Origin of the sequence: Rhizobium hidalgonense (assembly GCF_002914525.1) — a bacterium.
Classification (GTDB): Bacteria; Pseudomonadota; Alphaproteobacteria; order Rhizobiales; family Rhizobiaceae; genus Rhizobium; species Rhizobium hidalgonense.
The window spans coordinates 1-22,643 of record NZ_LODW01000078.1 but is presented as its reverse complement, the minus strand read 5'-3'; the positions used below and the strand labels follow the sequence as shown (position 1 = coordinate 22,643).

Here is a 22,643-nt window from a genome sequence, read left to right as displayed (position 1 = left end):
TCGCTGAGTAAAAGGCAGGCAGCTCGCGCCGCCTCGCATGGCAATCTTCAAAACCCGTGCCATGTGGGCAGCAGCATATAAAACAGCTGTTTTGCTGATCTTCAGCTATTTAGTTCCGAACTTTCGAAGGCGGGATCGACAAACTCTTGTCTCGAAACCGCCAAACTGGACGAAGCGGCTGCGAGGTCTTGTCGGTTGGAAATCGCTTGCGTCAAAGATCAACAAATCTCGTCCGTATCCTTACATCTCAGGCGAGGGACAGAAGTAGTGTGGCAAGTCGTAGAGCCAAGCAGATCGGTACCGTCTTGACGGCCGATCGGCTTCGCACCACGCGTCGAATCAAGGCCGGATGATCAGCAGAACGCATATGAAGGCACAGTAGAGATTGTCGCTTACAACAAACTCGCTGTTATGCTGTCTCCATGAACAAATAGGGGGAATGCCGACAGCTTGGCAGCTGCAGTCTTGCAGGCCCGGATTGTTTCGCCATTGGCTGAGATTGACAACGGAGCCGGTTTCGATCGTCAGCGGGCCAGATTCTGAGGAAATGCTCGAAGGCTACAGCAAAGATCGTGAGCAAGCTATCAAGTTAAAGCGCTAGTCGCGGACGCTTTTTTCCGGCCATACGCTCAGCTCCGACAAATTGTGGATCGCGTAGTCGAATACGGCGAAGAGCTTAAGGCAATTTTAGTAGGTGCTATCAGAATTGACCGATGATCATTATCCGACGACGACATCACCGCTCATCTTTAGGAAAGTGGCATTTGCGCGTGCCCGCACAGTCGTAATATCGGGAGCAATAATCCCCCGTATCGGTTCAACGTCGCCGGACAAGCCCGCCAAGTTGCATCTGTGGCCTTCACGTTTTCAAGATCTCGCGCCCGACGAACTCTGCCGCTCCAGAAAGACTTCCGCTTTCCTCAGGGAGAAAGCATTCATTAAAATCGCCGCATTCCTTGCAGCTGGGAGCGCTACAAAGGGAAAAGCCTTCAGCTTCGCAAATCTTGCGGTAAAAATACTTCTTCCACCTCATGTTGTTGGTGTTGCCTGCCACCAGCGCCGGAAAATGCGCGAACAGCAATCTCCTAAGTTCGGCTTTGTCAAGCAAGCCGAGATCCCGCCAGAGGTGGTCTTCGCGCATGGAACGTCGCGCAATGATCTTAGCAAAACGCACGCCCTCAGGGTCGCCTGGCCGCACATGCCCTAGGAGCATATCGCGCAACAGTTGCTCCTCCGCATCAGGCACGCAATCACTCGCCTCTTGCAGGGCAAAAGCGCGGATAAGCCTTGCCGGGAAACTGCGGGCTGGTATATCCCGCAGCTCCCTAAGCGAAAGGCCGGTTGCCTCGGTCGCGGTGGCAATCCCCATCTCAATTTCTTCAAGTGCGCGCGAAAAAACGCGGAAGAGCACATAGTCATCAAAATATAACTTGAGACCCATCTGGCATGGTCGGCTGAAATAGCGTGTTTGGCAATCGTCGCAGTGGTCGACGGCTATGCCGGTTTGACGTGCGGCGTCCGCAGCTGGCACCGCCACCGTCGAGACCCCGATGTGATGCACATTTGGCATGCGCTTCGTCGCTTTCTCCAATAATCGAATTCAGTTGGCTGCTTTGATCCCCGCAAGGCGAGCATTCAAAGGTTGTGCCAGCTTGAGCAAGTGACAGTTGAAGCCGGCTTTTCAATCACTCGATCGCCCGTGCAGCGGGGAGGCGATCCCGCCTCCCAGTTATCGCCAAACGGACAAACGCAGGCTTTCAATCTGCGGCGCCGATCGAGCAGTCTGAGTGTAGCAATCTGAGGGAAGATCAAAGATCAATTGCTGCGCAACGACGTGTTAGCCGCCGATAGAGTTATCATATGTCTCTTCGATAGTCCTCAGAGTAGTTGGAGACCGGCACTGAACGTCTTCCGACCTTCAGTGTTGACCTTTGTCCAGTTGAACGGGAGGCCTTCGGCAACGTAGTAAACGCCGCTTTGAGGCGTCAGCTTTCCGTTTCTCGAGCCCATGTCGCCACGCTCGCGGACTCTCAGCGAATCGGCGCGATAGAGTTCATTCTCCTGGATCCTATCATTCGTCATTGCGCTCATAGGAGCACCGGGGAGCGGCGATCAATACGCACTTGCAGGCCTTCCAGTGCGCCCGCAACGATGAGGCCCTTGTTCGCCACTCGGTCCATCGGAACAAACACAGGATCAAGCACCGGCCGGCAACATTCAAAACGTCGCGCGGCTTCCGTCATCGTTATTGACGGCGAACGATAAGGTTTACTACCATCGCCTCCCAAAAGCGCTATCTGCCCGGCAAGAGGGATCGGGTACCCGTCAAAGATCGTAAAGGCGGTTAACCCAACTCGCAAAGCTTCTTCGCCAACAAATAGCGAGTGCATGTCGTCGAAGCGGATCATCTGAATAAGATCACTGCCAATTAAACCGGCGATCGATGCAATGCTGTTGCGATCAGGGAGCTCAGCGGCGCGAAAGATCGCACTTTCTGGCTCCAACAGATACACAAAATTTTCCATATCCTTGCCTTCTAAATTCTTGAAAAGAGCTCGTGCCCAGCTGCTTTTGACGGGAGCGAAAGCGACTCGTGCATCAACTTGGGATAGCGACAACGCGCGGCAATATGCAGATTTCAGCGTGCTGTGTAAATGGTCCTGCGCCAATTCGGTTCGGTTCAATTCAAGCCAGGCTCCGGACGCGTCGCTCCGATGTCGCCCAGCCAGTTGATTCTATTGAGATATTTTAATGGGCGTGTTTTTATTCCGGCCAGCCCCCATACCAACTCCGGGCCAAACATGAACGCGACGATGTTAGACCATACCGGCAGCCGCGAGTCGACTAAGCGGGTTCAGCAATCGAACGCGGCGGCCATCGGCGTCGCCGCACGTATGGCTCGAATTTGTCCCAAATTTGCGGAACGGGATCCCGACCTTGGGCAAACTATGCGAACGGGTGCGTGTTCCAAGTTTGACGAGATCTGTACGTTGTACGAATACCCGGCAGAATTAGAAATCATTTCCCATGCTGCAGACGCGAGAGCCTGAACTCGAAGCTAACGAGTGGAGCTTCTATCAAGGCACCCCTTACGACGTATAAAGCAGAAAGAAAATTTGCAATCGGCGAGTCCATCCGAGCATCACGACATTTGGCTAGCGCAACCGGGGCAACAGCCGCGCTCACTGTTGGCTGACTTAAAGTGTGCTGAAAGCCGCGGTCGCGAGTTCGCGCTCGGTCCCCAGGCGTTTTCGGTGCCGCGTTTTTAGCGTTATTCAAAACGCGGATGATGGCATCCAATCAATCTATTTTGCCTGATTAGCGACCTTGGTGCATGACCAAGGTGTCTCACCAAACAAGCCGATCGCGACCTCAGCGGAGAACGTACAAAAATGCAATAGATAGGAAGCGGCAGATTTTATTGCGTATCCCGGAGAGATACTGGCGCCGCCTTGTTGCTCGCTATGGCGGCGGCCTTCGGAGTCTGGCGAACAGGATTTGCCGAGTCGGAAGCCGCGAAAGAAGAAGTCGTCACTTTGGCGTATTCGCGCTGACCCAACTTTTGGCAACCTATGGCACTCACGGCGAAGTCATGCACGTTCATAGCGTGGACGAATCGGGCGAAACGTCAGCGTCGACGCAGTTCAAGTATTGGACGAACGAACGGGAGCAAGGCCTTGTCCTTTAGAACTTTTTTTTGCATCCTGCTACTGGTCACGTGCACCAGCGCTGTTTCGGCCTACGCCGCGTCGCTTTCCATCTTCAAAGCGTTCGCCGTAACACTAGCGGCTTCGGTTTTCCTTCAGGTCGTTTATTTCTTGAGCCTGCTATTTATGTCCTTCCGGCCCACGCGCGAGAGCGACAGGTCGATACATTCAGGAACTCGGCAGGCAAACCAGCCACAAAAACATGATCGCGATGAAACTGAGCTGACCTGCCACTGAATTTTCATCCGGCGGCGATTAGAGCCTCGGCGGTTTTGAATACGCCAAGTGGCGCGGTGTGAGCAACCGGCGGAAACGCGAAGCCTTCATCTTGCGCAGCGTTGGAGCCGGTTGCGGCGATGGTCCCGGCATAATCTGCCGGGGTCTGATATCCGAGCGATTAGTGCGGCCGGAAATTATTGTGATCGTCCGCCCATTCGGCAATGGCGCTTCGGGCATGATTGAGGCCAAAGAACAGGCTTTCGTTGAGCAGTTCGTCGCGCATCCGACCATTGAAGCTCTCGGCATAGCCGTTCTGCATCGGCTTTCCCGGCGCGATGTAGTGCCAGTCGACTTTGTGATCCTTCGACCACGCGAGGATCGCATTCGAGGTGAGTTCAGTGCCGTTGTCGGAGACGATCATCCCCGGCTTGCCGCGTCGTTCGATCAGCGTCGTCAGTTCTCTGGCGACACGGCGGCCGGAGATCGACGTGTCCGGGATCGCCGCCAGGCATTCGCGCGTTACGTCATCGACGATGTTGAGCACGCGAAACCTCCTTCCGCAAGCGAACTGGTCGTGCACGAAGTCTAGCGACCATCGGGCATTGGCCTTAGCTTCGACCAGAAATCGGAGCACGCGTGCGGACAGCACGGCGTCTGGCTTTGCGCTTGCGGACAGAGAGACCCTCCTCCCGATAAAGGCGATAGATGCGATTGACCCCGGACGGTTCTCCCTCCCGCCGAAGCAGGACGAACAGTCGCCGGTAGCCGAAACGCCGCCGCTCATTGGCGAGGTCGCGCAGCTTCGCTCGCAACTCGGTTTCCGGCGGTCGGTTCGACTGATAGCGGATCGTCTTGCGGTCGGCGGATATGATCTGGCAGGCCCGCCGTTCCGAAAGACCCATGACGGTCTTCAGATGCGTGACGGCGTCACGCTTCGCGACAGGCCCTACCATTTTTTTGAAAGAAGCTCGCGGAGTGCTGCTGCGTCCAACATCTGCTCGGCGAGCAGCTTCTTCAGCCTGGCATTCTCATCTTCAAGCGCCTTCAGCCGCTTGGCCTCGGAGACTTCCAGGCCGCCGTATTTGGCTTTCCAGTTGTAAAACGTCGCTTCTGAAATCCGTGCTTGCGGCAAAGGTCGGCCGCCTTCGCACCAGCCTCCTGCTCCTTCAGCACCGCAATTATCTGCTCTTCGGTAAATCTCTGCTTCTTCATTCGTCCGTCCTTTGATGGGCCGGACTCTAATCAATTCTGGAGGAAATTCGCAGGGGCAGGTCAGAGCAGTCCAACGTCCCCCAGCTTGACCTAAGGCGTAAACGGCGCACCCCTTAGTTAGCGGTGTAGGTATTGACCCAATTCATCAGGCTAAAGCTCAATTCGATGTCATGGAACTACTCAACAACCTCCAGCAACCGAGGACCGCTTTCTTCACCACGGTGCGGCGGTCCATGAGATGCTGCATTGGTCTCCCGATTGCTTCATCTTCGGCAGGAGGCTTCTGGATTGGGCATCGTCTGGTTTAGAAAGCACCTCCGACTCAGGCGACTGTTGCCGACCGCCGCTCCTGATTAGATGACATGTTTCCGGAAGAGAACATGCTTCGAAATTTGAGCGTTTCCCGTTGCCTTTTCTACCTACGCCGATCGAGAAGCTCGACCGTCTCGGTAAGCGCGGGGGTGGAAACATTAAGAACAACGTCAACGAGATGACTACAAGCTCAGAACTTGCATTTGGCGGAAATAAGCTCCGCAAACTTTACTACCGGAGGGTCGAGGCGGGTCCAGTCTGATTTGCCCAGAGCCGGCGCTTTTAACGCGGCGGCCTCGGCGCAGTCGACGACGTTCCCGCCCATCGGACGAAAACTGGCGGGGCAACTTCGACGTCGAAGATGGCGCGGATTGTTGCACGAAAGCCCGCCGCGAGGGCATCCCATGCAGGTCGCCGACTATCGGACGCAGACCGGCTTAGAGCAGTCTTTTGTCAGACATGTACTCCGCGGTTGTCGGCATTGAGACTGAATGGCGGGAGCTTGACACTACGCGCTGCTACGAAATGCCTGCTGAACCCACGAATTCACTTCGGCACGCGGTTTGCTCTGGTCACGGTATGTCGCCAATCGCAGCGCGATGGTCTTCGGGCGGCGCATCGCTGTTCGCGTCTCGTGAGTTCCGATGGTTTGCTGGGCAATGATAGTGGCTCGGTTGTGTGTGCCGGGAAAATGTGAGGAGTGTTAGATGCGATCTAGAGTTCTTCGTTTGCGACCCACAACAATCGCCCACGTCGCGAGCGGTACAGCCAAAGCGGCAGACCTTGAGCCAGGCGGGAAGCCGGGGGTGTGGGACTGGACTGGAAGTTCTGTTTGCGGACGGGTCGGTGGGCGGGTGCGGTCGAACCTGCTGCGCCAATTCCTACGGTCGGCCGACCTATGGCGATACCGACATGTTCGATTTCAACCGGCTGCAAAACCCGCACCTGCCGCTCGGCCAGGGGCCGCATCTGTGCCTGGGCGCTGCGCTGGCGCGCCTGGAATTGGGAAGTGTCTTCCCCCCGCCGTTCGTGCGGCCGGAGGATCTGGCGCTGGCAATCGCCGCAGAGGGCGTGGTCTACACGTTGCCTTAACTCATTTGCTGCCCGCAGTCTGCCCATCATCTTCCGCCCCTTCCGGGCTTAAAGAGTGAAGCGTCACCATGTCCGAACAATCCTTGCCGACGCTGCCGATGTGGCGGGTCGATCACATCGAGCCCTCGCCCGAGATGTTAGCGCTACGCGCCAAAGGTCCGATCCACCGCGTGCGCCTTCCGTCCGGGCACGAATGCTGGTGGGTGACAGGCTATGACGAGGCCAAGGCGGTGCTGTCTGACGCGGCATTCCTGCCCGCGGGAATGCCTCCGGCGGATTTCACCCCCGATTCGGTCATTCTCGGTTCGCCGGGATGGCTGGTCTCGCACGAAGGGGACGAGCATGCTCGGTTACGCACGATCGTGGCGCCGGCCTTCAGCAACAGCAGGGTGAAGCTGCTTACGCAGCAGGTCGAGGCGATCACCGTGCAGTTGTTCGATACGCTGGCGGTTCAGCCCCAGCCCGCAGACTTGCGACGCCATCTCTCCTTTCCGCTTCCGGCCAAGGTAATCAGCGCGCTGATGGGCGTGCCCTTCGAGGAACACGCCTTTTTCGCAGGGCTCTCCGACGAGGTGATGACGCACCAGCATGAAAGCGGCCCGCGCAGCGCGTCCGGCCTGGCCTGGGAAGAGCTCCGCGCCTACATCCACGGCAAAATACGGGGCAAGCGACAGGATCCGGGCGATAACCTGCTGACGGATCTGCTAGCCGCGGTCGACCAGGGCAAAGCGACCGAGGAAGAGGCGATCGGCCTCGCGGCGGGCGTGCTGGTGGCGGGGCACGAGAGCACCGTCGCGCAGATCGAATTCGGCCTGCTGGCCATGTTTCGCCATCCGCAACAGCGCGAACGCCTGGTCCGCGATCCTTCCCTGGTTGACAAGGCGGTGGAAGAAATACTGCGCATGTATTCGCCTGGCGCGGGGTGGGACGGCATCATGCGCTATCCCCGGACCGACGTTACCATCGCGGGCGTGCATATACCCGCGGAGAGCAAAGTACTGGTCGGCCTGCCGGCGACCTCGTTTGATCCGTGCCATTTCAAAGACCCGGAAGTCTTCGACATCGGACGCGACGCAAATCCCCACCTGGCGTTCTCCTACGGGCAGCACAATTGCATCGGGGCGGCGCTGGCGAGGCTGGAACTGAAGGCCATATTCGGTTCGATCTTCCAGCGCTTTCCCGCGTTGCGCCTGGCCGTGGCGCCCGAAGAACTGAAGTTGCGCAAGGAGATCATCACCGGCGGGTTCGAGGAGATGCCGGTGCTCTGGTGCGGACGCCCCCCGGCATCGCAATCTTCTCATTTGGCGGCGCCTGGCGCGCACCGGTCAGATCAGCCACTCGACAGGTAATCAAGATGGACGTGCAAGACACCACGGCAGCATGCCACGACGCCTTCGCCGAGCTGGCGTCGCCAGCATGCATCCAAGACCCGTACCCGTTCATGCGGTGGTTGCGAGAGCACGATCCGGTGCACCGCGCGGCGTCGGGCCTCTTTCTGTTGAGCCGCCACGCCGACATCTACTGGGCGTTCAAGGCTACGGGCGATGCGTTTCGGGGGCCGGCGCCATCCGAACTGGCGCGCTATTTCCCGCGTGCGGCGAGCAGCCTGTCGCTCAATCTGCTGGCGTCTACGCTAGCCATGAAGGAACCACCGACGCATACGCGTCTGCGCCGGCTGATTTCGCGCGATTTCACCGTGGGCCAGATCGACAACCTGCGGCCGAGCATCGCGCGCATCGTCGCAGCTCGCCTGGATGGCATGGCGCCCGCACTGGAGCGAGGAGAGGCGGTGGACCTGCATCGGGAATTCGCACTGGCCTTGCCCATGCTTGTCTTCGCTGAATTGTTCGGCATGCCCCAAGACGACGTTTTCGAGCTCTCAGCGATCGTCAGCGCCATTCTAGAAGGCCTGAGCCCGCACGCCAGCGATCCACAGCTCGCCGCGGCGGACGTGGCCAGCGCCAGGGTGAAGGCCTATTTCGGCGACCTCATACTGCGCAAGCGCGCCGATCCCCGCCGCGACATCGTGTCGACACTGGTCGGCGCACACACCGACGACGCCGATACGCTCTCGGACGCGGAGTTGATCAGCATGCTGTGGGGCATGTTGCTGGGCGGCTTCGCCACCACTGCTGCGACTATCGACCATGCGGTGCTGGCGATGCTGGCCTACCCCGAGGAGCGGCACTGGCTGCAGGGAGACGCCGCAGGGGTGGAGGCATTTGTAGAAGAAGTACTGCGCTGCGAGGCGCCGGCCATGTTCAGCTCCATTCCGCGTATCGCCCAGCGCGACATCGAACTGCATGGCGTGGTGATCCCGAAGGACGCGGACGTGCGCGTGCTGATCGCGGCCGGCAATCGCGACCCGGACGCTTTCGCTGATCCCGACCGCTTCGATCCGGTGCGGTTCTACGGCACCAGGCCTGGCATGTCGAGCGACGGAAAGATTATGCTGAGCTTCGGCCACGGCATCCACTTCTGCCTAGGTGCTCAACTCGCCAGGGTGCAACTGGCCGAGAGCCTGCCGCAGATCCAGGCTCGCTTCCCCACGTTGGCCTTGGCCGAGCAGCCGACCCGGGAGCCCTCAGCGTTCCTTAGGACGTTCCGCGCGCTGCCGGTGCGGCTGCACGCGCAGGCGGCGGCTGAGGTTCGCGTCGTGGTCGACCAGGACCTGTGCGGAACCACTGGTCAGTGCGTGTTGACGCTGCCGGGCACCTTTCGTCAGCGCGAGCCGGACGGCGTGGCGGAAGTGTGCATGGCGACGGTCCCGCAGGCGCTGCACGCCGCCGTGCGCCTAGCAGCCAGCCAGTGCCCGGTCGCGGCCATTCGGGTGATCGAAAGCGAAGCCGGCGATGACCATTGCACCAACCCCGGCCCTACGCCCTCTCCGGCAGACGCTGAGCGACATGCAGCGAAAGACCTACGCAATCCAGGAGAACATGATGGAACGATTTAAAGGCAAGGTGGCCGTGGTGACCGGCGCCGGCGCCGGGATCGGCAAGGCATGCGCCCTCGCCATCGCGCGCGAGGGCGGCAGAGTGGTGGTGGCCGACATTGATGGCCCCGCTGCCATCGCCTGCACCGCACAGATCGCAGCCGAAGCGGGCCAAGCGCTGGCCGTGGCCATGGACATCGCAGATGCGCAGGCGGTGGCAGAGCTGTTCAAAACGGCGAAGCGGCGCTTCGGTGGGGTCGACGTGCTTGTGAACAATGCGAGCGCCATGCATTTGACTCCGCACGACCGCGCGATCCTCGACCTGGACGTGGCGGTCTGGGACCAGACCATGGCGACCAATTTGCGCGGCACGCTCCTTTGCTGCCGGCAGGCCATCCCACAAATGATCGGCCGTGGTGGTGGCGCGATCGTGAACATGTCATCGTGCCAAGGGCTCAGCGGCGACACCGCACTGACGTCATACGCCGCGTCGAAGGCCGCAATGAACATGCTGTCGGCCTCGCTTGCCACCCAATACGGACACGCGAAGATCCGCTGCAACGCGGTTGCGCCAGGTCTTGTCATGACTGAACGTCTCTTCGCCAAGCTGGACGAGTGCATGCAACGGCATCTACACCGGCACCAGCTCCTGCCGCACGTCGGCCGCCCCGAGGACGTAGCCGCGCTGGTCGCGTTCCTGCTCTCGGAGGAGGCTGCGTTCATCACCGGCCAGGTGGTGTGCATCGACGGCGGCATGTTGGCGCATGTTCCAACCTACGCCGACGGTGGCAACAGCGCGGCTCGGCCGGCCGGTGACGCCGCCGAAGCAACCGCAGCGTCGCATTGGTGATGGACATGCTGCTCAACCCGCTGAACCGCTGGCGCCGGCTACGGGACGACATCCCGGTCATGCCTGGCGCTTTCCCCCTGGTCGGGCATCTCCCCGCCATGGTCTGCGATCTGCCGCGCCTGCTGCGGCGCGCGGAAAGGACCCTAGGCAGCCACTTCTGGCTGGACTTCGGCCCGGCCGGACACCTGATGACATGCCTGGATCCAGATGCGCTCGCATTGCTCCGGCACAAGGAAGTGTCCTCGGCACTGATCGAAGAGATGGCGCCCGACATCCTTGGCGGAACGTTGGTCACTTTGGACGGTAGCGCGCACCGGCAGGCGCGCGATGGGATAAAAGCGGCGTTTCTGCCGAGGGGTCTGACCGAGGCCGGCATTGGCGAGCTGTTCGAACCAATTATTAGGGCTCAGGTCAAGGCGTGGCGCGACCGCGGTGAAGTCGCTATCCTGCCAGACACCCGCAACCTGATGCTCAAACTCACCTTCAGTCTCATGGGCATCCCCGCTCAAGACCTGTCGGAGTGGCATCGCAAGTACCGGCAACTGCTACAATTGATGGTCGCGCCCCCGATCAACCTGCCGGGGATGCCCTTGCGACGCGGCCGCGCCGCCCGCGATTGGATCGACGCGCAGTCGCGCCAGTTCATCCGGGACGCGCGCGCGCGCGCCGCGCGCACCGGGTTGATCAACGACATGGTGAGCGCCTTCGATTGCAGCGATGGCGCGCTCTCCGATGACGTCCTGGTCGCCAATATCCGCTTGCTGCTGCTTGCCGGCCACGAGACCTCCGCCTCGACGATAGCCTGGATGGTGATCGAGCTGGCGCAGCATCCAGAGCTGTGGGACGCCCTGGTCGAAGAGGCGCAACGCGTGGGCGCGGTGCCGACCGGGCACGAGGACCTGGCGCAATGTCCGGTCGCAGAGGCGCTGTTTCGGGAGACGCTACGAATGCATCCGGCTTCCTCGCTCGTACCGCGTCGCGCGATGCAGGAATTACAACTCGGCCAGCGGCGCATTCCTGCCGGCACTCATTTGTGCATCCCACTACTGCATTTCTCGACCTCGCCGCTGCTGCACGAAGCGCCCGATCAGTTCCGTCTGGGGCGGTGGCTGCAACGCACGGAGCCGATCCGGCCGGTGGACATGCTGCAGTTCGGTGCCGGCCCACACGTCTGCATGGGCTATCACCTTGTATGGCTGGAGCTGGTGCAGTTCAGCATCGCCTTGGCATTGACCATGCAGGAGGCCGGGGTGCGGCCGCGATTGATGAGCGGCGTCGAAAAAGGCCGGCGCTATTACCCGACCGCACATCCGTCCATGACAGTCCGCATCGGATTCTCATGAGCTGGGATCCTCTGCCCCGTGTCAAGAGGCAGCGGCGAAGACGATGGGCGGCATTGCTGCACTCGGCGCGCGCGCGCGGTGCGACGCCGGCAGCACCGCGGCGGCTCGCCGCTCGCCGCGGCATTCTCTGTCAGGTAGAAGGAGATGAACAACATGCAGAAGGGTTCCACGCTAAACGACGACCGAACTGGCGTTTCCCCGTTCGGCGGATCGGGCGCGCAGGCGTGCGGCGGATTGCCGGTGCGCGCGTCCATAGGCATGGGCGCGCTATGCGCCGTCGCGGAGGATGCCGCGCGTTACGCTGTACCGCGCACTGGATCGCTATCGCGCCTGTTTCGGCCTTGTATTGTAGGTGGTCGAGGATGACATGCCAGCGGATGACGCGACGCTGGGCAAGCCCCCGGCAAGCATGCGGCGGAGAAGAAAGCAACCGGCGTGCCGATCACGAAGCTGCATGCAGCGCCCCAGTCAGTGCCGGGCCTATGGCCAGAGGCCGAGGAAGCCATCACCTCGCTGCGCCCGCGTGCGGAGCGGTTGGCGCAGGCCGTGCAGCGGGCCAAAAGGGTATCTGTTCAAGCACGCGCTGTGCGCATTGGCGCCGGTCCGCACGGAGGCGCCGCCGTACCGCTGCGATCGGCCGGCGGCACCGCTAGATGCTACATTGTGTTCGATTCCACGGCGCAGATCGGAGCGGTTGCCCACCGCGGTCCGCCGCGCTGCCCGGCGGACCGCCGCCAGCATAGGTGCGCTTCGCCGCGCTTCTCGTCAACTGCCTGCAGAGGGAACATCCCGCATGAGTGCGCTGTCCGAACAGATCCTTTCTGAATTGCGCCACCTGCTGAACGAGACGCGCGATGGCGGCAGCGTGAGTCCGTCCGTTTACGACACGGCGCGCGTTTTGCAGTTCAGCGGCAACGTCACCGGTCGGCAGAACGGATACGCGTGGCTCATGGCGCAGCAACAGGCCGATGGCGGGTGGGGAAGTGCTGACTTCCCACTGTTCCGCCATGTACCCACGTGGGCGGCGTTGCTTGCATTGCGGCGTGCCGATCCTCTTCCCGGCGCTGCGGACGCAGTTCAGGCTGCAACGCGGTTCCTCGAGCGCCAGCCGGATCCCTACGCGGATGCGGTGCCGGAAGACGCGCCGGTAGGCGCGGAGCTGATCCTGCCGCAGATCTCCGGCGAGGCCACATCCTTGGTGGGCGACGTGGTGTTTCCGCGCTACCCGGCGCTGTTGCCGTTGCGGCAAGCGTGCCTGGTTAAGTTGGGGACGGTGGGACGGCTGCCGAGCGGCCATCCGTTGTTGCACTCCTGGGAAGCCTGGGGGACGTCGCCGACCACGGCATGCCTGGACGACGACGGCAGCATCGGCATCAGCCCGGCGGCAACCGCCGCGTGGCGTGCGCACGCCCTCACACAGGCGAGCGCGCCACAGGTCGAGCGTGCGGACAGGTATCTTCAGGCCGCATCGCGCGCGGCGCGCAGCGGCATCGAAGGTGTCGTTCCCAGCGTCTGGCCGATCAACGTGTTCGAGCCATGCTGGTCGCTGTACACTCTGCATCTGGCCGGGTTGTTTTCGCATCCCGCGCTCGCCGAGGCGGTGCGCGTGATCGTCGCGCAGCTCGATGCCTGTCTGGGCGTGCGCGGTCTGGGTCCGGCCTTGCACTTCGCGGCCGATGCGGACGACACTGCTGTTGCGTTGTGCATCCTGCGCCTAGCAGGACGCAACCCGGGTGCCGACGCGTTGCGCCACTTCGAAATCGGCGGGCTGTTCGTTACCTTCCCCGGCGAGCGCAATGCCTCGGTGTCGACCAACATCCACGCCCTGCATGCGTTCAGACTTTTGGGAAAGCCCACCGCCGGTACCAGCGCTTACCTTGAGGCCAATCGCAACGCGGACGGTCTATGGGACAATGACAAATGGCATGTTTCGTGGCTGTATCCCACCGCGCATGCAATCGCTGCGCTCGCGCAAGGCGCGCCCCAGTGGCGCGACGAGCGCGCGCTGGCGGCGCTGTTGCAGGCGCAGCGCGACGACGGCGGCTGGGGCGCGGGTCGCGCGTCAACATTTGAGGAAACCGCCTATGCGCTGTTCGCGTTGCACGTGATGGATGGGCGCGAAGAGCCGACAGGGCGCGCCCGCATCGCGCTGGCGGTCGCGCACGCGCTGGAGTGGATGCTCGCTCGCCATGAGGCGCATGAATTGCCGCAGACGCCGCTGTGGATCGGCAAGGAATTGTATTGCCCGACCCGGGTCGTGCGCGTGATCGAACTCGCCGGCTTGTGGCTGGCTCTTCGTTGGGGGCGGCGCATCCCGACCGAGGTAGCAGGAGGAATAGCGCAATGATCCCGACCGAAAGCGCGCTGCAGCAAGTACTGGAGTGGGGGCGTTCCCTGACCGGATTCGCCGACGAGCATGCCGTAGAAGCAGTTAGGGGCGGACAGTACATCCTGCAGTGTATCCAACCGAGCTTGCACGATATCAGCGCCCGCACCGGCCGAGATCCGCAGGACGAAAAGCTGATCGTGGCGTTTTATCGCGAGTTGGCGCTACTGTTTTGGCTCGACGATTGCAACGACCTTGGCCTGATCGCGCCGGAGCAGCTGGCCGCGGTGGAGCAGGCGCTGGGGCAGGGCGTGCCATGCGCGGTCCCCGGTTTCGAGGGCTGCGCTGTGCTGCGCGCTTCCCTGGCCGCGCTCGCCTACGATAGGCGCGACTATACTGAGCTTCTTAACGATACCCGGTGCTACTGCGCGGCGCTGCGCGCCGGACACGCGCAGGCGGCGGGGGCTGAACGCTGGTCGTACGCCGAATACTTGCACAACTCCATCGATTCGATCGCCTACGCGAACGTGTTCTGTTGCCTGTCGTTGCTATGGGGGCTGGACATGGCGACCCTGCGCGCGCGTCCGGCGTTTCGCCAGGTGCTGCGGCTCATCTCCACGATAGGGCGCCTGCAGAACGATCTGCATGGATGCGCCAAGGATAGGGCGGCGGGAGGGGCCGACAACGCTGCCATCCTGCTCCTGCAGCGTTATCCGGCTATGCCTGTGGAGGATTTCCTCAACGACGAGCTGGTCGGCCATGCGCGCATGCTGCACCGAGTGATGGTGAAAGAACGCTTTCCTGCACCATGGGGACCGTTAATCGAGGCCATGGCGGTCATTCGCGCGAAGTACTACCAGACCTCGATCAGCCGCTACGGCAACGATGCGGCGGGGGGAGGCCAGCGTGCGCCGGCGTGAACGCGCGGGAGGCGGCGGCGTGCGCGCGGCGCCCTCGGTTCGATCCGACGCAACGCCAACGCCCAATACGGCGGATCGAGCGAGCGGGTGCGACGACGCCCTGACCCGGCGCAAGGACGACCATCTGGACCTCGTGCTGGATCGGCGAACGGCGCCAGCCACGGTCGCTGCCGGCTGGGAGCAAATCCGGTTCGAACACTGCGCACTGCCCGAGCTGGACCTGACGCAGATCGAACTGCGCACATCGCTGTTAGGCAAGCCCATGCGTGCGCCGCTGCTGATCAGTTCCATGACCGGCGGAATGCCACGCGCAGAGGCCATCAATCGGCACCTGAGCGAGGCGGCGCAAGCCTTGGGGATCGCCATGTGCGTCGGTTCGCAGCGCGTGAGCCTGCAATCGCGCAATTCCCAGGGGCTGACGCGCGCCCTACGCCGCCTGGCGCCTGACATTCCCTTGCTGGCCAATATCGGCGCTGCGCAACTGCGCGAGGCCGACGGCCTTGATCTGGCGCGCCGGGCTGTCGATGCGCTGGAGGCTGATGGGCTGATCGTCCATCTCAATCCGCTGCAGGAAGTGCTACAGCCGGATGGCGACCGCGACTGGCACGGCGTACTGGCGCAGGTGGCTCGCGCCGCGCGTAGCGTGGGCGTGCCGATCGTGGCCAAAGAAGTCGGGTGGGGCCTGTCCGCCTCGGTGGCCTGCGCGCTCGTCGAGGCGGGTGTTGAGGTGATTGATGTCGCCGGAGCCGGCGGCACCAGTTGGGCCGCGGTGGAGGGCGAGCGCGCCCGCGATGCCGCCGGCCGTGCAGTGGCGATGGCGTTTGCCGATTGGGGGATCCCGACACCGGCCAGCTTGCAGGCGGTCCGTCGGGCACTGCCAACGGTGAAGCTTATCGCGTCCGGCGGGATCCGCGACGGCGTCGACGTGGCCAAGGCCATTCGCCTCGGTGCGGACATTGCCGGGCAGGCAGCCGGCGTGCTGCCGGCGGCTACGGTATCGACCGAAGCGGTCGTTGCGCATTTCGAGGTCGTCATCCGCCAGTTGGCCGTCGCCTGCTTTTGCACCGGCTCACCTGATCTGGCGACGTTGCGCCAGGCGCGCTTGTTGCCCTCCGCGCACTTGTTGCCCTCCGAGCATCCGCCAGTCGGATGATGCCGGCGTCGCCCGCTCTGTCGGCCGGCCCTCCAAGCTGGTTGCAAAAACCGTTAACGCTAAAGCTAGACCTCTAATCCACCTTGGCCCAGCGGTTCGATGCAGGGAACGAAGTGTTCATGAAGCAGCTGTTGACGATGAAGCGGTAATGATGCCGCCGGCTAGGTTATGCGTACCGTAACTCGGGCTTACAAAGGCGCGCAATCCAGCGCCGTTTGTTGAATCAGACCGGCTTTTCCCGGTCCAGCCACGCCTTTGCAAAGTGCATGATTAAGCCAGTCAACGAAGGACCGTTTTTGAGGGCTGGCAGGAATGGTGTCACCTATCTGTTCGAGATACGCATAAAATCTGGCGGCTGCGCTGTCCAATCCTTGGCCGCGAACGATACTGGGTCGATTCAGCTGCGTGTCCACGGCAGGCAATTTGCCAAGCACTTCTGCGCGGCCGACTGTATCTGCGATGTCGTCGGCGATCTGATACGCGTGCCCGAGCAATTCCCCCACCTTAGACCATGGGGCCGGATCTGCACCACTTGCCAGGGCACCGCAAGTGGCCGCCGCGACAAAGAGGGAGCCGGTCTTGTAATGGTGATAGCGGTCGATTGGGACGTGCGTCATTGCCTCCATCGACTGTCCGGCGATCAGTCCGTGACTGGGGCCGACCGCCTCCGCAACCACCTCGATCATGCGCGCGCCCAACTCAGGTGTTAGCGCAGCCTGCAAGCTGAGGTATTTGAAAGCCATCACAATCAAGGCATCGCCGGTCAAAACGGCGATAGGCTCTCCGAAAAGCCGGTGCACCGTTGGTGTGCCGCGGCGTAGGGCCGCGTTATCGAAGCAAGGCAAGTCGTCATGCACCAACGAGGCACAGTGCAGCAATTCAATTGCTGCCGCGGCTCTTGTCGCCAGCTCAGGATCTTTTTCGCCGCACACATAGGAGACTTTCAAGCAGAGCTTGGGGCGCATCCGGGAGCCCCCTGGAAACACTGCCGCGTCCAGCGCTCCACGCAGGTGAGCCGGCGCAGCCGGACTTAGAGCAGTATCCATGGCAGCTCGCAGCGCTTGCTCGATGAGCTTGTCGCTATCGCCAACCACGTCGGCTTGGTGATTCGAAATCATATCGCATCTCCACTTTTGAGACGAAAACGAAAACGGGCCTAGTCCAACGGGTGCCAAACAAAAGGCCGATTTCGCTGTGTCTCTTCAGGTTCTAGGGCACCGTTAAGTTTAGCGGATTGCGGCGGCCAACATGCGGCACCGGCGTGACCAATGAAACCGTGTGCCAGTGGGAGCCTTAACTCGGCAAGGCGATCTCCCACTGGAATCCCTTGAAGCAGTCTCATTCGCGGCGACATGACATCTGAACGTCGGTTACTTCGATCGCGCGCGAAGAACATTGGCTCCGGCGGCGCTGTCGGCCAGAATGGCATCGCTCTCAACGTCTTGATCCAAAGCTGAAGAGGCTCCCGCGCTGAGCAGTGGCTGGTGACAAAGCTCTTTGGATCGGCTGCACGCCGCCGCGCGTGATGATCGCTGACGAGCTCCGTTCGTACGGTACGACATGCGCGAAGATGGGCCTTACATCTAAAGGTGTTGGTCATCGTCGATAGTAGCCACTGGAGCTTGGACCGGAACCATTGCCGGCAGAGATCTGGGCTCCTACAAGCAATTGGTGTGCCACCAGATCATTGTTAGTGAATGTTTCAATGGCGACAGAAGGCGCCTTCCGGTGCTCACCGTGTGTCGGGAGTCGCGGATTGTGCCACTCCGCCTAGTATTTGAACAGCGTCAACCTTGCGAGCGATCCGTCCGAAGGCCAACCCAGCATTGGAGTGATTTGGGTTGAGGTCACAATGCACGTCGGCGCTTGCATCATGCCAGCCTGTCAATGTGCGCGATCGCACACGACTGTCAGCTTTGCGTCAATTACGATCGAACCGATGCTTTTGACGTTTCACGAGGTTACGCTGCCGATAGACCCAGCGTGAGAAGACGACTGAGCCCTTCCAGTTGTTCTTCGGCGCGATGTTGCCGAAGCCTTACACTCGACCGGCTTGGCGAGGATTTCAGCGCTGCCGTAGCCCTTGTCGGCCGGCAGGAAACCGCTTCGAGAAGTCGGTCCCCTACCGCCTTTTGCTAGCGGACTAAAAGGGCGGAGCAGGTGGATCTATACAGCGCTTTCTTTCAAAGCCCTGGTTGCGCCTTGTGTTCGTCAGCGATCAGGAGCGCCTTCGGCTCGACATGCTTGGCGACGGCCGCCCATGCATCCTTGCCGTTCTCGTCCACCCCGCGTCACCGTTCTGTTCGGTGCATGGCGGTTGGCCTCCCTCAGCGCCAGAACTCACATGCGCTTGCCGTTCTGATTTTCCTTCTTGCGCCCGTCCTTGCGCTCTTCCTTCTTGTCACCTTGCGGAGGACGCCGCCCACATACTTGCCGTCGATCTGCGCCGTACCGTGCAGCTTGATCGCATCACGGCGAAGGTCGGCTGCCTCCCGGAGCTTCTGCAGCAGGAAGTAGGCGGTCTTATACTGGACGTTGGCCTTGCGGCTCAGATGGAGCGCCGCCATGCCCTTGGCGGCCGTGATCTCCTCCCAGATTGCCATGATGATCTTCTTGAATGAAAGCTTGCGGTTGGCGAAAACCGAAAATTCGGCGCGGCATTCCGGCTCCGAGCATCAGAACGACGACGCCGTACGGCTCCAGGCAGCCACAGCGAGGGCAATATGGCTTCCCGACGTTCTTGGGCCAACGGAAGTCGACGAACAGGCCGTAGGTGTCGTCCTCGGCTGCCCGAAGCCTCTCTCGGGTCAGGCCAGGCGCACTGGTCGCATTTCGAACCTCCGGTCTCCTGCGGAGAAGGCGTCGTAGGAATTCGGTCTCAGGTGGGAATTCGCTCCTGCAGCATGTTCAGGCTTCCGGTCGATACGCGAGACATAAGCAGACAACTCCGTCGTAAGGACGGAAGCGAAAGGTCAGTGCTCTATTCGTATCGATTTGAACATGAAAGGACCCTTACCAGGAGAACGAAACCACTTCAGGGGTTAGCACTTTCGTAAGGTTGTCAAACCCGTGCCCTTATATCGGGAGAAAATTCAATGTCTCAGAGCCAGACTACCCAGCGCAATCTATAATCCAGTTCAGTGAATGGGTCCAGATCGTGAGAGCTGTCTTCGGGTGACCGCGCCTCATGACGACTATTAACGACTCCTTCCCAACAATCGAACATCCGCAAGGTAGATTCACGTTCGAGCATCTTGTGCCTACCTCTGTATGCCTTACTGGGCAGGTAACCTTGCCGTTTCAGGCCCTGTCCTGACCTCTGGCCTTAATGATCTTGTTGTTTATTACCTTTTCCCGAGCAGATCAGACGAACACAACGTAGAACTGGTGGTAAAAAGCGCTGATCAGAAAGAAATTAATTTCAGCCGCATCAAGCGAAGGTGTAGCGTCTGCCAACTCGTAAAAAAGGCTCATTTCCAGCAAATAAGGGTGCCCTAGAAACAAAAAAGGCCCCCTAAAGAAGCCTTCCCATGGCGTTTCCGCCGAACGCGTGTGCCTTACCGTGGTGTACCGACCTCTAAGGGTGCACCTGCAACAGCGACCTTTCGGAAGCCTCGTTGTCTGCTGCTTACAATGATGTAACCCTCACGGTCGACTATTTCAAGCCCTTTGTGTGGATGCGATAAGGTGGCGGCTTCGTTTAGCAAAGTTCACGTTTGTGGCACTTGCTCCATGATGCCGGAATTTTCAGAGAGCATCGAACCTACACGCTAGCGGGAGCGGTAACCGATATGGGTTCTTGGCTGAGTGATTTCCAGCACGGCGGAGCTTTCCCAGCTAGCCAAATGGGATATCGTGGGACGGGGAAATGGATCGGTTTTCGAGGATTATGTCTTATCGTCCTCAACGAAGACCGCTTAGAAGATGTTGAGCATTGAATGTGAATTTTCGCTCAAATTCGACGCAACCTAGATGATTCAGTGGCGGGTGCGGCCATAGCCGACTCATCTTTCATGGAACTGGGCCACCGGTCTAGCGAGACTGTTTTGAATGCATTCATGAAGCAATTTGGCTAAACTCTCAAATATTTGCTATAACGCAAAAAATGCCCAAAATGGGTATTTAAAACGGTTGTAGTGTGGCGATGGCAAGTGGTTCAAATCGGTTCAGGTTGGCTCAAGTCTACAACGAGTGGCAGGAAAACAGGGACGTGCGGTGACGGAAGATCTAGCAAGCTACAGAAGTTCGAGAGGCCTCGTCAGCACCGCCGATCCGGAGGTTGACAAGGCGATCTATCGAAAGCCAGGTTTCGGCGGCGAAATTACATCGTTGGGTCACATGGAGGAATTGATCAGCGCGTTCCTGAAAAAGACACGCGAAGCGCAGGGCCTGTCTCGCGCAGACGTTGCTCCAATGCTTGGTCTGTCCATCCCTGTATACGGACGCTACGAGCGGGCATTTTCCAAAATGACTGTTACTCGGATGATCCATCTGTGTGAGATTCTTGGCTTCATGCCTATCGATATGATCTTTGAAGCTGCGCCACATCTTTGGGGCCGCACATCGGAGGAGGCCGAGGATTGTCTCACACTGGCGAGGATTCTTAGGAGACTTCCGAACGGCACGACGCGCGATCTTATTCGGCTCCTGCAGCGAATGATCCCCGATGACGACGAGAGCGACAGAGGTATCAGTGATGTAGCGGAGCCCGTGAAGTGAGCTGGGTTTGTCTATGACGCCCCCAGTAGTTAGCAGTATTGGTGATAGCTGTCGCAGCCGACGCGCTGTCGTCGGTGTGCAGACACCCGCAATCTCACAACTTAGTTTTTCACTCGAATTTCCGTCTGATCAACAATACGCGCCGATTGCGCAATTTTTCGATCTTTGGTTGGCGTTGATCTCGCTCGATGCTCGAGCGATTCGTCGGCGAGCGACGCCAAGTCTATTTGCATGCGCTTTGCTTCGACAGTAGGGTCTGTGTTAAACTCCCTCGTTGGGTTTTCCCGCTCAATGCCATGTGGGTATTCGAGCCGCCGGCGCGCATGCTTTGATTTCGATTGCTGAATCTAAGCCCGTCCTCTCCGCGCCTCCGTTCCATCGCGCCGATCCTTTTTGCCATTCGGCTCGGAAATAGCCTTTTGACATCACGATCAGGTTCCGCGAAAAACGGGGTCGAGTCGCTGAGACTGGAAACGCTGTTCATGGCTGTCGCCGTTCAGGTAAGGGCATCGCCTAGGTGTTTAGTCCCGGCATTTGATGGATGGGGTCGATGATGAATCGATCCGGCTCCAAAGTCCATTGTCTGCAGATGAACTCGTAAGGCGTAAGGCCCTTTAGCGTCTTGAGCCGGCGCCCGAAATTGTAGGCGTCGATAAAGTCAGCAGATGTTTTTTCAACTGCGCATGATCGTCGTAGTGGAAGCGCTTGACGGTCGCCTCCTTGATCGTTCGGTTCATCCGTTCGACCTGTCCGTTGGTCCAGGGATGCTTCACCTTGGTCAGGCGATGCTCGATGCTGTGATCGTCGCAGACCCAATCGAAGATGTGCTGGAAGGCATTTCGATCACAAGCTCGGTTGGTGAACTGAATGACATTGTCGGTCAAAACGGTGTGAATGGTGTAGGGCACTGCCGTGATCAGATTGCGCAAGAACTGAGCGGCATTCATCTTGCCGGCTTTGGTGTAGAGTTCCGCGAACGCGAACTTGGATGTTCGGTCAATTGCGACAAAGAGATAGAGCTTGCCCTCGGCCGTCTGCACCTCGGCAATATCGATGTGGAAGTAACCGATCGGATAGCTTTTGAACTTCTTCTTCGGCTCCTTGTCGCCTCTGACCTCCGGCAGACGTGAAATGCCGTGGCGCTGCAAACACCTGTGCAACGACGAACGCGTCAGATGTGAAATGGTCGGCTGATGGTACCCATCCGGCGAAGGCCGTCTGTCCTGACTTGCTGATTGGCTTTAAGTCCATGCCTTATGTTATGCGCTACAATCATTTCCCCCATTGAGGTCTTGTCCGTCGACGATCTTGATCGCCGACGGGATTGGTCGGACGAAGAGAAGGTTCGGATCGTCGAGGAAAGTCTACAAGGCTTTCGGCAAGGCTCGGTGACGGCGCGGCGATATGGATTGTCACGGTCATTGTTGACCCGTTGGCGTCGGGAATACCGTAGTGGTCTTCTGAGCAGTTCCGCTACAACGGGCTTCGTGCCACTTACGATTTCGCCATCGGCGGCGGCATCTTGCGAGGTAGCCTCACGGCTGCGATTTGAAGACGACATGACGATCGAGATCGGCCTGCCGAATGGCCGACGGCTGACGATCCCAGCCTCGCTTGATCCGACCATTCTTGCCCGCCTGTTGCCCGTCGTGGATGGGTCATGATCGCGTTTCCCGCGGGGGTAAAGGTGTGGATCGCGGGCGGGGTGACGGACATGCGTTGCGGCATGAACAGCCTGGCGCTGAAGGTTCGGCAAGGTCTTGGCCGCGATCCTCATGGCGGCGAAGTCTTCTGCTTCCGGGGTCGCAAGGGTGACCTGATCAAGGTCCTCTGGCATGACGGCGTCGGCATGTCG

The 22,643-nt window shown here is 60.1% G+C and carries 16 protein-coding genes and 3 pseudogenes; 12 read left to right on the top strand and 7 right to left on the bottom strand.

Going from position 1 to position 22,643, the window contains the following annotated elements; genetic code table 11:
- Positions 1-859 precede the first annotated feature (859 nt).
- Positions 860-1,570, bottom strand: a complete 711-nt coding sequence (locus ATY29_RS24910; RefSeq protein ID WP_008536495.1) for a nitrogen fixation protein NifQ — start codon at positions 1,568-1,570, stop codon at positions 860-862.
- A gap of 517 nt (positions 1,571-2,087) precedes the next feature.
- The gene (locus tag ATY29_RS24900; protein WP_008536498.1) at positions 2,088-2,525 is read right to left on the bottom strand and encodes a DUF3846 domain-containing protein; all 438 of its coding nucleotides are present in this window, start codon (positions 2,523-2,525) and stop codon (positions 2,088-2,090) included.
- Positions 2,526-3,572: 1,047 nt separating this feature from the next.
- Between ATY29_RS24900 and ATY29_RS38630 the strand changes: the two genes are divergently transcribed.
- Positions 3,573-3,944 carry an exopolysaccharide production repressor protein gene (locus tag ATY29_RS38630; RefSeq protein WP_011053447.1) on the top strand — a complete coding sequence of 124 codons (372 nt, stop codon included), beginning with the start codon at positions 3,573-3,575 and terminating at the stop codon, positions 3,942-3,944.
- A 4-nt stretch (positions 3,945-3,948) separates the two neighbouring features.
- Here the strand turns inward: ATY29_RS38630 and ATY29_RS24885 are convergent.
- Positions 3,949-5,138: pseudogene (locus ATY29_RS24885) on the bottom strand (IS3 family transposase).
- 1,224 nt (positions 5,139-6,362) lie between these two features.
- On the opposite strand from ATY29_RS24885, the gene ATY29_RS24880 reads away from it, so the two are divergent.
- The 8 genes from ATY29_RS24880 (at position 6,363) to fni (ending at position 16,069) form a co-directional block, all read left to right on the top strand.
- Positions 6,363-6,542 carry a cytochrome P450 gene (locus ATY29_RS24880; protein ID WP_008536508.1) on the top strand — a complete coding sequence of 60 codons (180 nt, stop codon included), beginning with the start codon at positions 6,363-6,365 and terminating at the stop codon, positions 6,540-6,542.
- 68 nt (positions 6,543-6,610) lie between these two features.
- Positions 6,611-7,891: a cytochrome P450 gene (locus ATY29_RS24875; RefSeq protein WP_011053445.1), complete on the top strand. Its 1,281-nt coding sequence runs from the start codon at positions 6,611-6,613 to the stop codon at positions 7,889-7,891.
- Positions 7,892-7,896: 5 nt separating this feature from the next.
- Positions 7,897-9,498, top strand: a complete 1,602-nt coding sequence (locus ATY29_RS24870; protein WP_011053444.1) for a cytochrome P450 — start codon at positions 7,897-7,899, stop codon at positions 9,496-9,498.
- Entirely contained in the window at positions 9,485-10,327 is an 843-nt protein-coding gene (locus tag ATY29_RS24865; RefSeq protein WP_018247209.1) for an SDR family oxidoreductase, read from the top strand. The genes ATY29_RS24870 and ATY29_RS24865 overlap by 14 nt, the downstream gene beginning before the upstream one ends.
- Complete coding sequence (locus ATY29_RS24860; protein WP_097537411.1) at positions 10,327-11,670, top strand: cytochrome P450; 1,344 nt, start codon at positions 10,327-10,329, stop codon at positions 11,668-11,670. Before ATY29_RS24865 ends, ATY29_RS24860 begins: the two co-directional genes overlap by 1 nt.
- A gap of 793 nt (positions 11,671-12,463) precedes the next feature.
- A complete protein-coding gene (locus ATY29_RS24850; RefSeq protein WP_085861403.1) occupies positions 12,464-14,017 on the top strand; it encodes a hypothetical protein in 1,554 nt (517 codons plus the stop codon).
- Positions 14,014-14,916 (top strand): terpene synthase family protein, encoded by a 903-nt coding sequence (locus tag ATY29_RS24845; protein WP_097537410.1) that lies wholly within the window; start codon positions 14,014-14,016, stop codon positions 14,914-14,916. The genes ATY29_RS24850 and ATY29_RS24845 overlap by 4 nt, the downstream gene beginning before the upstream one ends.
- Complete coding sequence (gene fni / locus ATY29_RS24840) at positions 14,903-16,069, top strand: type 2 isopentenyl-diphosphate Delta-isomerase (RefSeq protein ID WP_244597440.1); 1,167 nt, start codon at positions 14,903-14,905, stop codon at positions 16,067-16,069. The genes ATY29_RS24845 and fni overlap by 14 nt, the downstream gene beginning before the upstream one ends.
- 188 nt (positions 16,070-16,257) lie before the next feature.
- On the opposite strand, the gene ATY29_RS24835 is transcribed toward fni, so the two are convergent.
- The 3 genes and pseudogenes from ATY29_RS24835 to ATY29_RS24830 form a co-directional block, all read right to left on the bottom strand.
- Entirely contained in the window at positions 16,258-17,187 is a 930-nt protein-coding gene (locus ATY29_RS24835) for a polyprenyl synthetase family protein (RefSeq protein WP_097537409.1), read from the bottom strand.
- A gap of 830 nt (positions 17,188-18,017) precedes the next feature.
- Positions 18,018-18,166, bottom strand: a pseudogene (locus ATY29_RS37865) (IS5/IS1182 family transposase); the annotation flags it as partial.
- Between the two features lie 230 nt (positions 18,167-18,396).
- Positions 18,397-18,672 (bottom strand): hypothetical protein, encoded by a 276-nt coding sequence (locus ATY29_RS24830; protein ID WP_170965924.1) that lies wholly within the window; start codon positions 18,670-18,672, stop codon positions 18,397-18,399.
- Between the two features lie 1,612 nt (positions 18,673-20,284).
- Here ATY29_RS24830 and ATY29_RS24820 point away from each other — a divergent pair.
- Positions 20,285-20,788 carry a helix-turn-helix transcriptional regulator gene (locus ATY29_RS24820; protein WP_010069248.1) on the top strand — a complete coding sequence of 168 codons (504 nt, stop codon included), beginning with the start codon at positions 20,285-20,287 and terminating at the stop codon, positions 20,786-20,788.
- Positions 20,789-21,301: 513 nt separating this feature from the next.
- Here ATY29_RS24820 and ATY29_RS24815 read toward each other — a convergent pair.
- Positions 21,302-21,981 (bottom strand): annotated as a pseudogene (locus ATY29_RS24815) (IS481 family transposase); the annotation flags it as partial.
- A 63-nt stretch (positions 21,982-22,044) separates the two neighbouring features.
- On the opposite strand from ATY29_RS24815, the gene tnpA reads away from it, so the two are divergent.
- On the top strand, positions 22,045-22,452 hold the full coding sequence (gene tnpA, locus ATY29_RS38545) for an IS66-like element accessory protein TnpA (protein WP_081282836.1): 408 nt from the start codon (positions 22,045-22,047) through the stop codon (positions 22,450-22,452).
- On the top strand, positions 22,449-22,643 hold a 195-nt coding region (gene tnpB, locus ATY29_RS24800; RefSeq protein ID WP_133118211.1), incomplete at its 3' end, for an IS66 family insertion sequence element accessory protein TnpB. The genes tnpA and tnpB, both read left to right, overlap by 4 nt.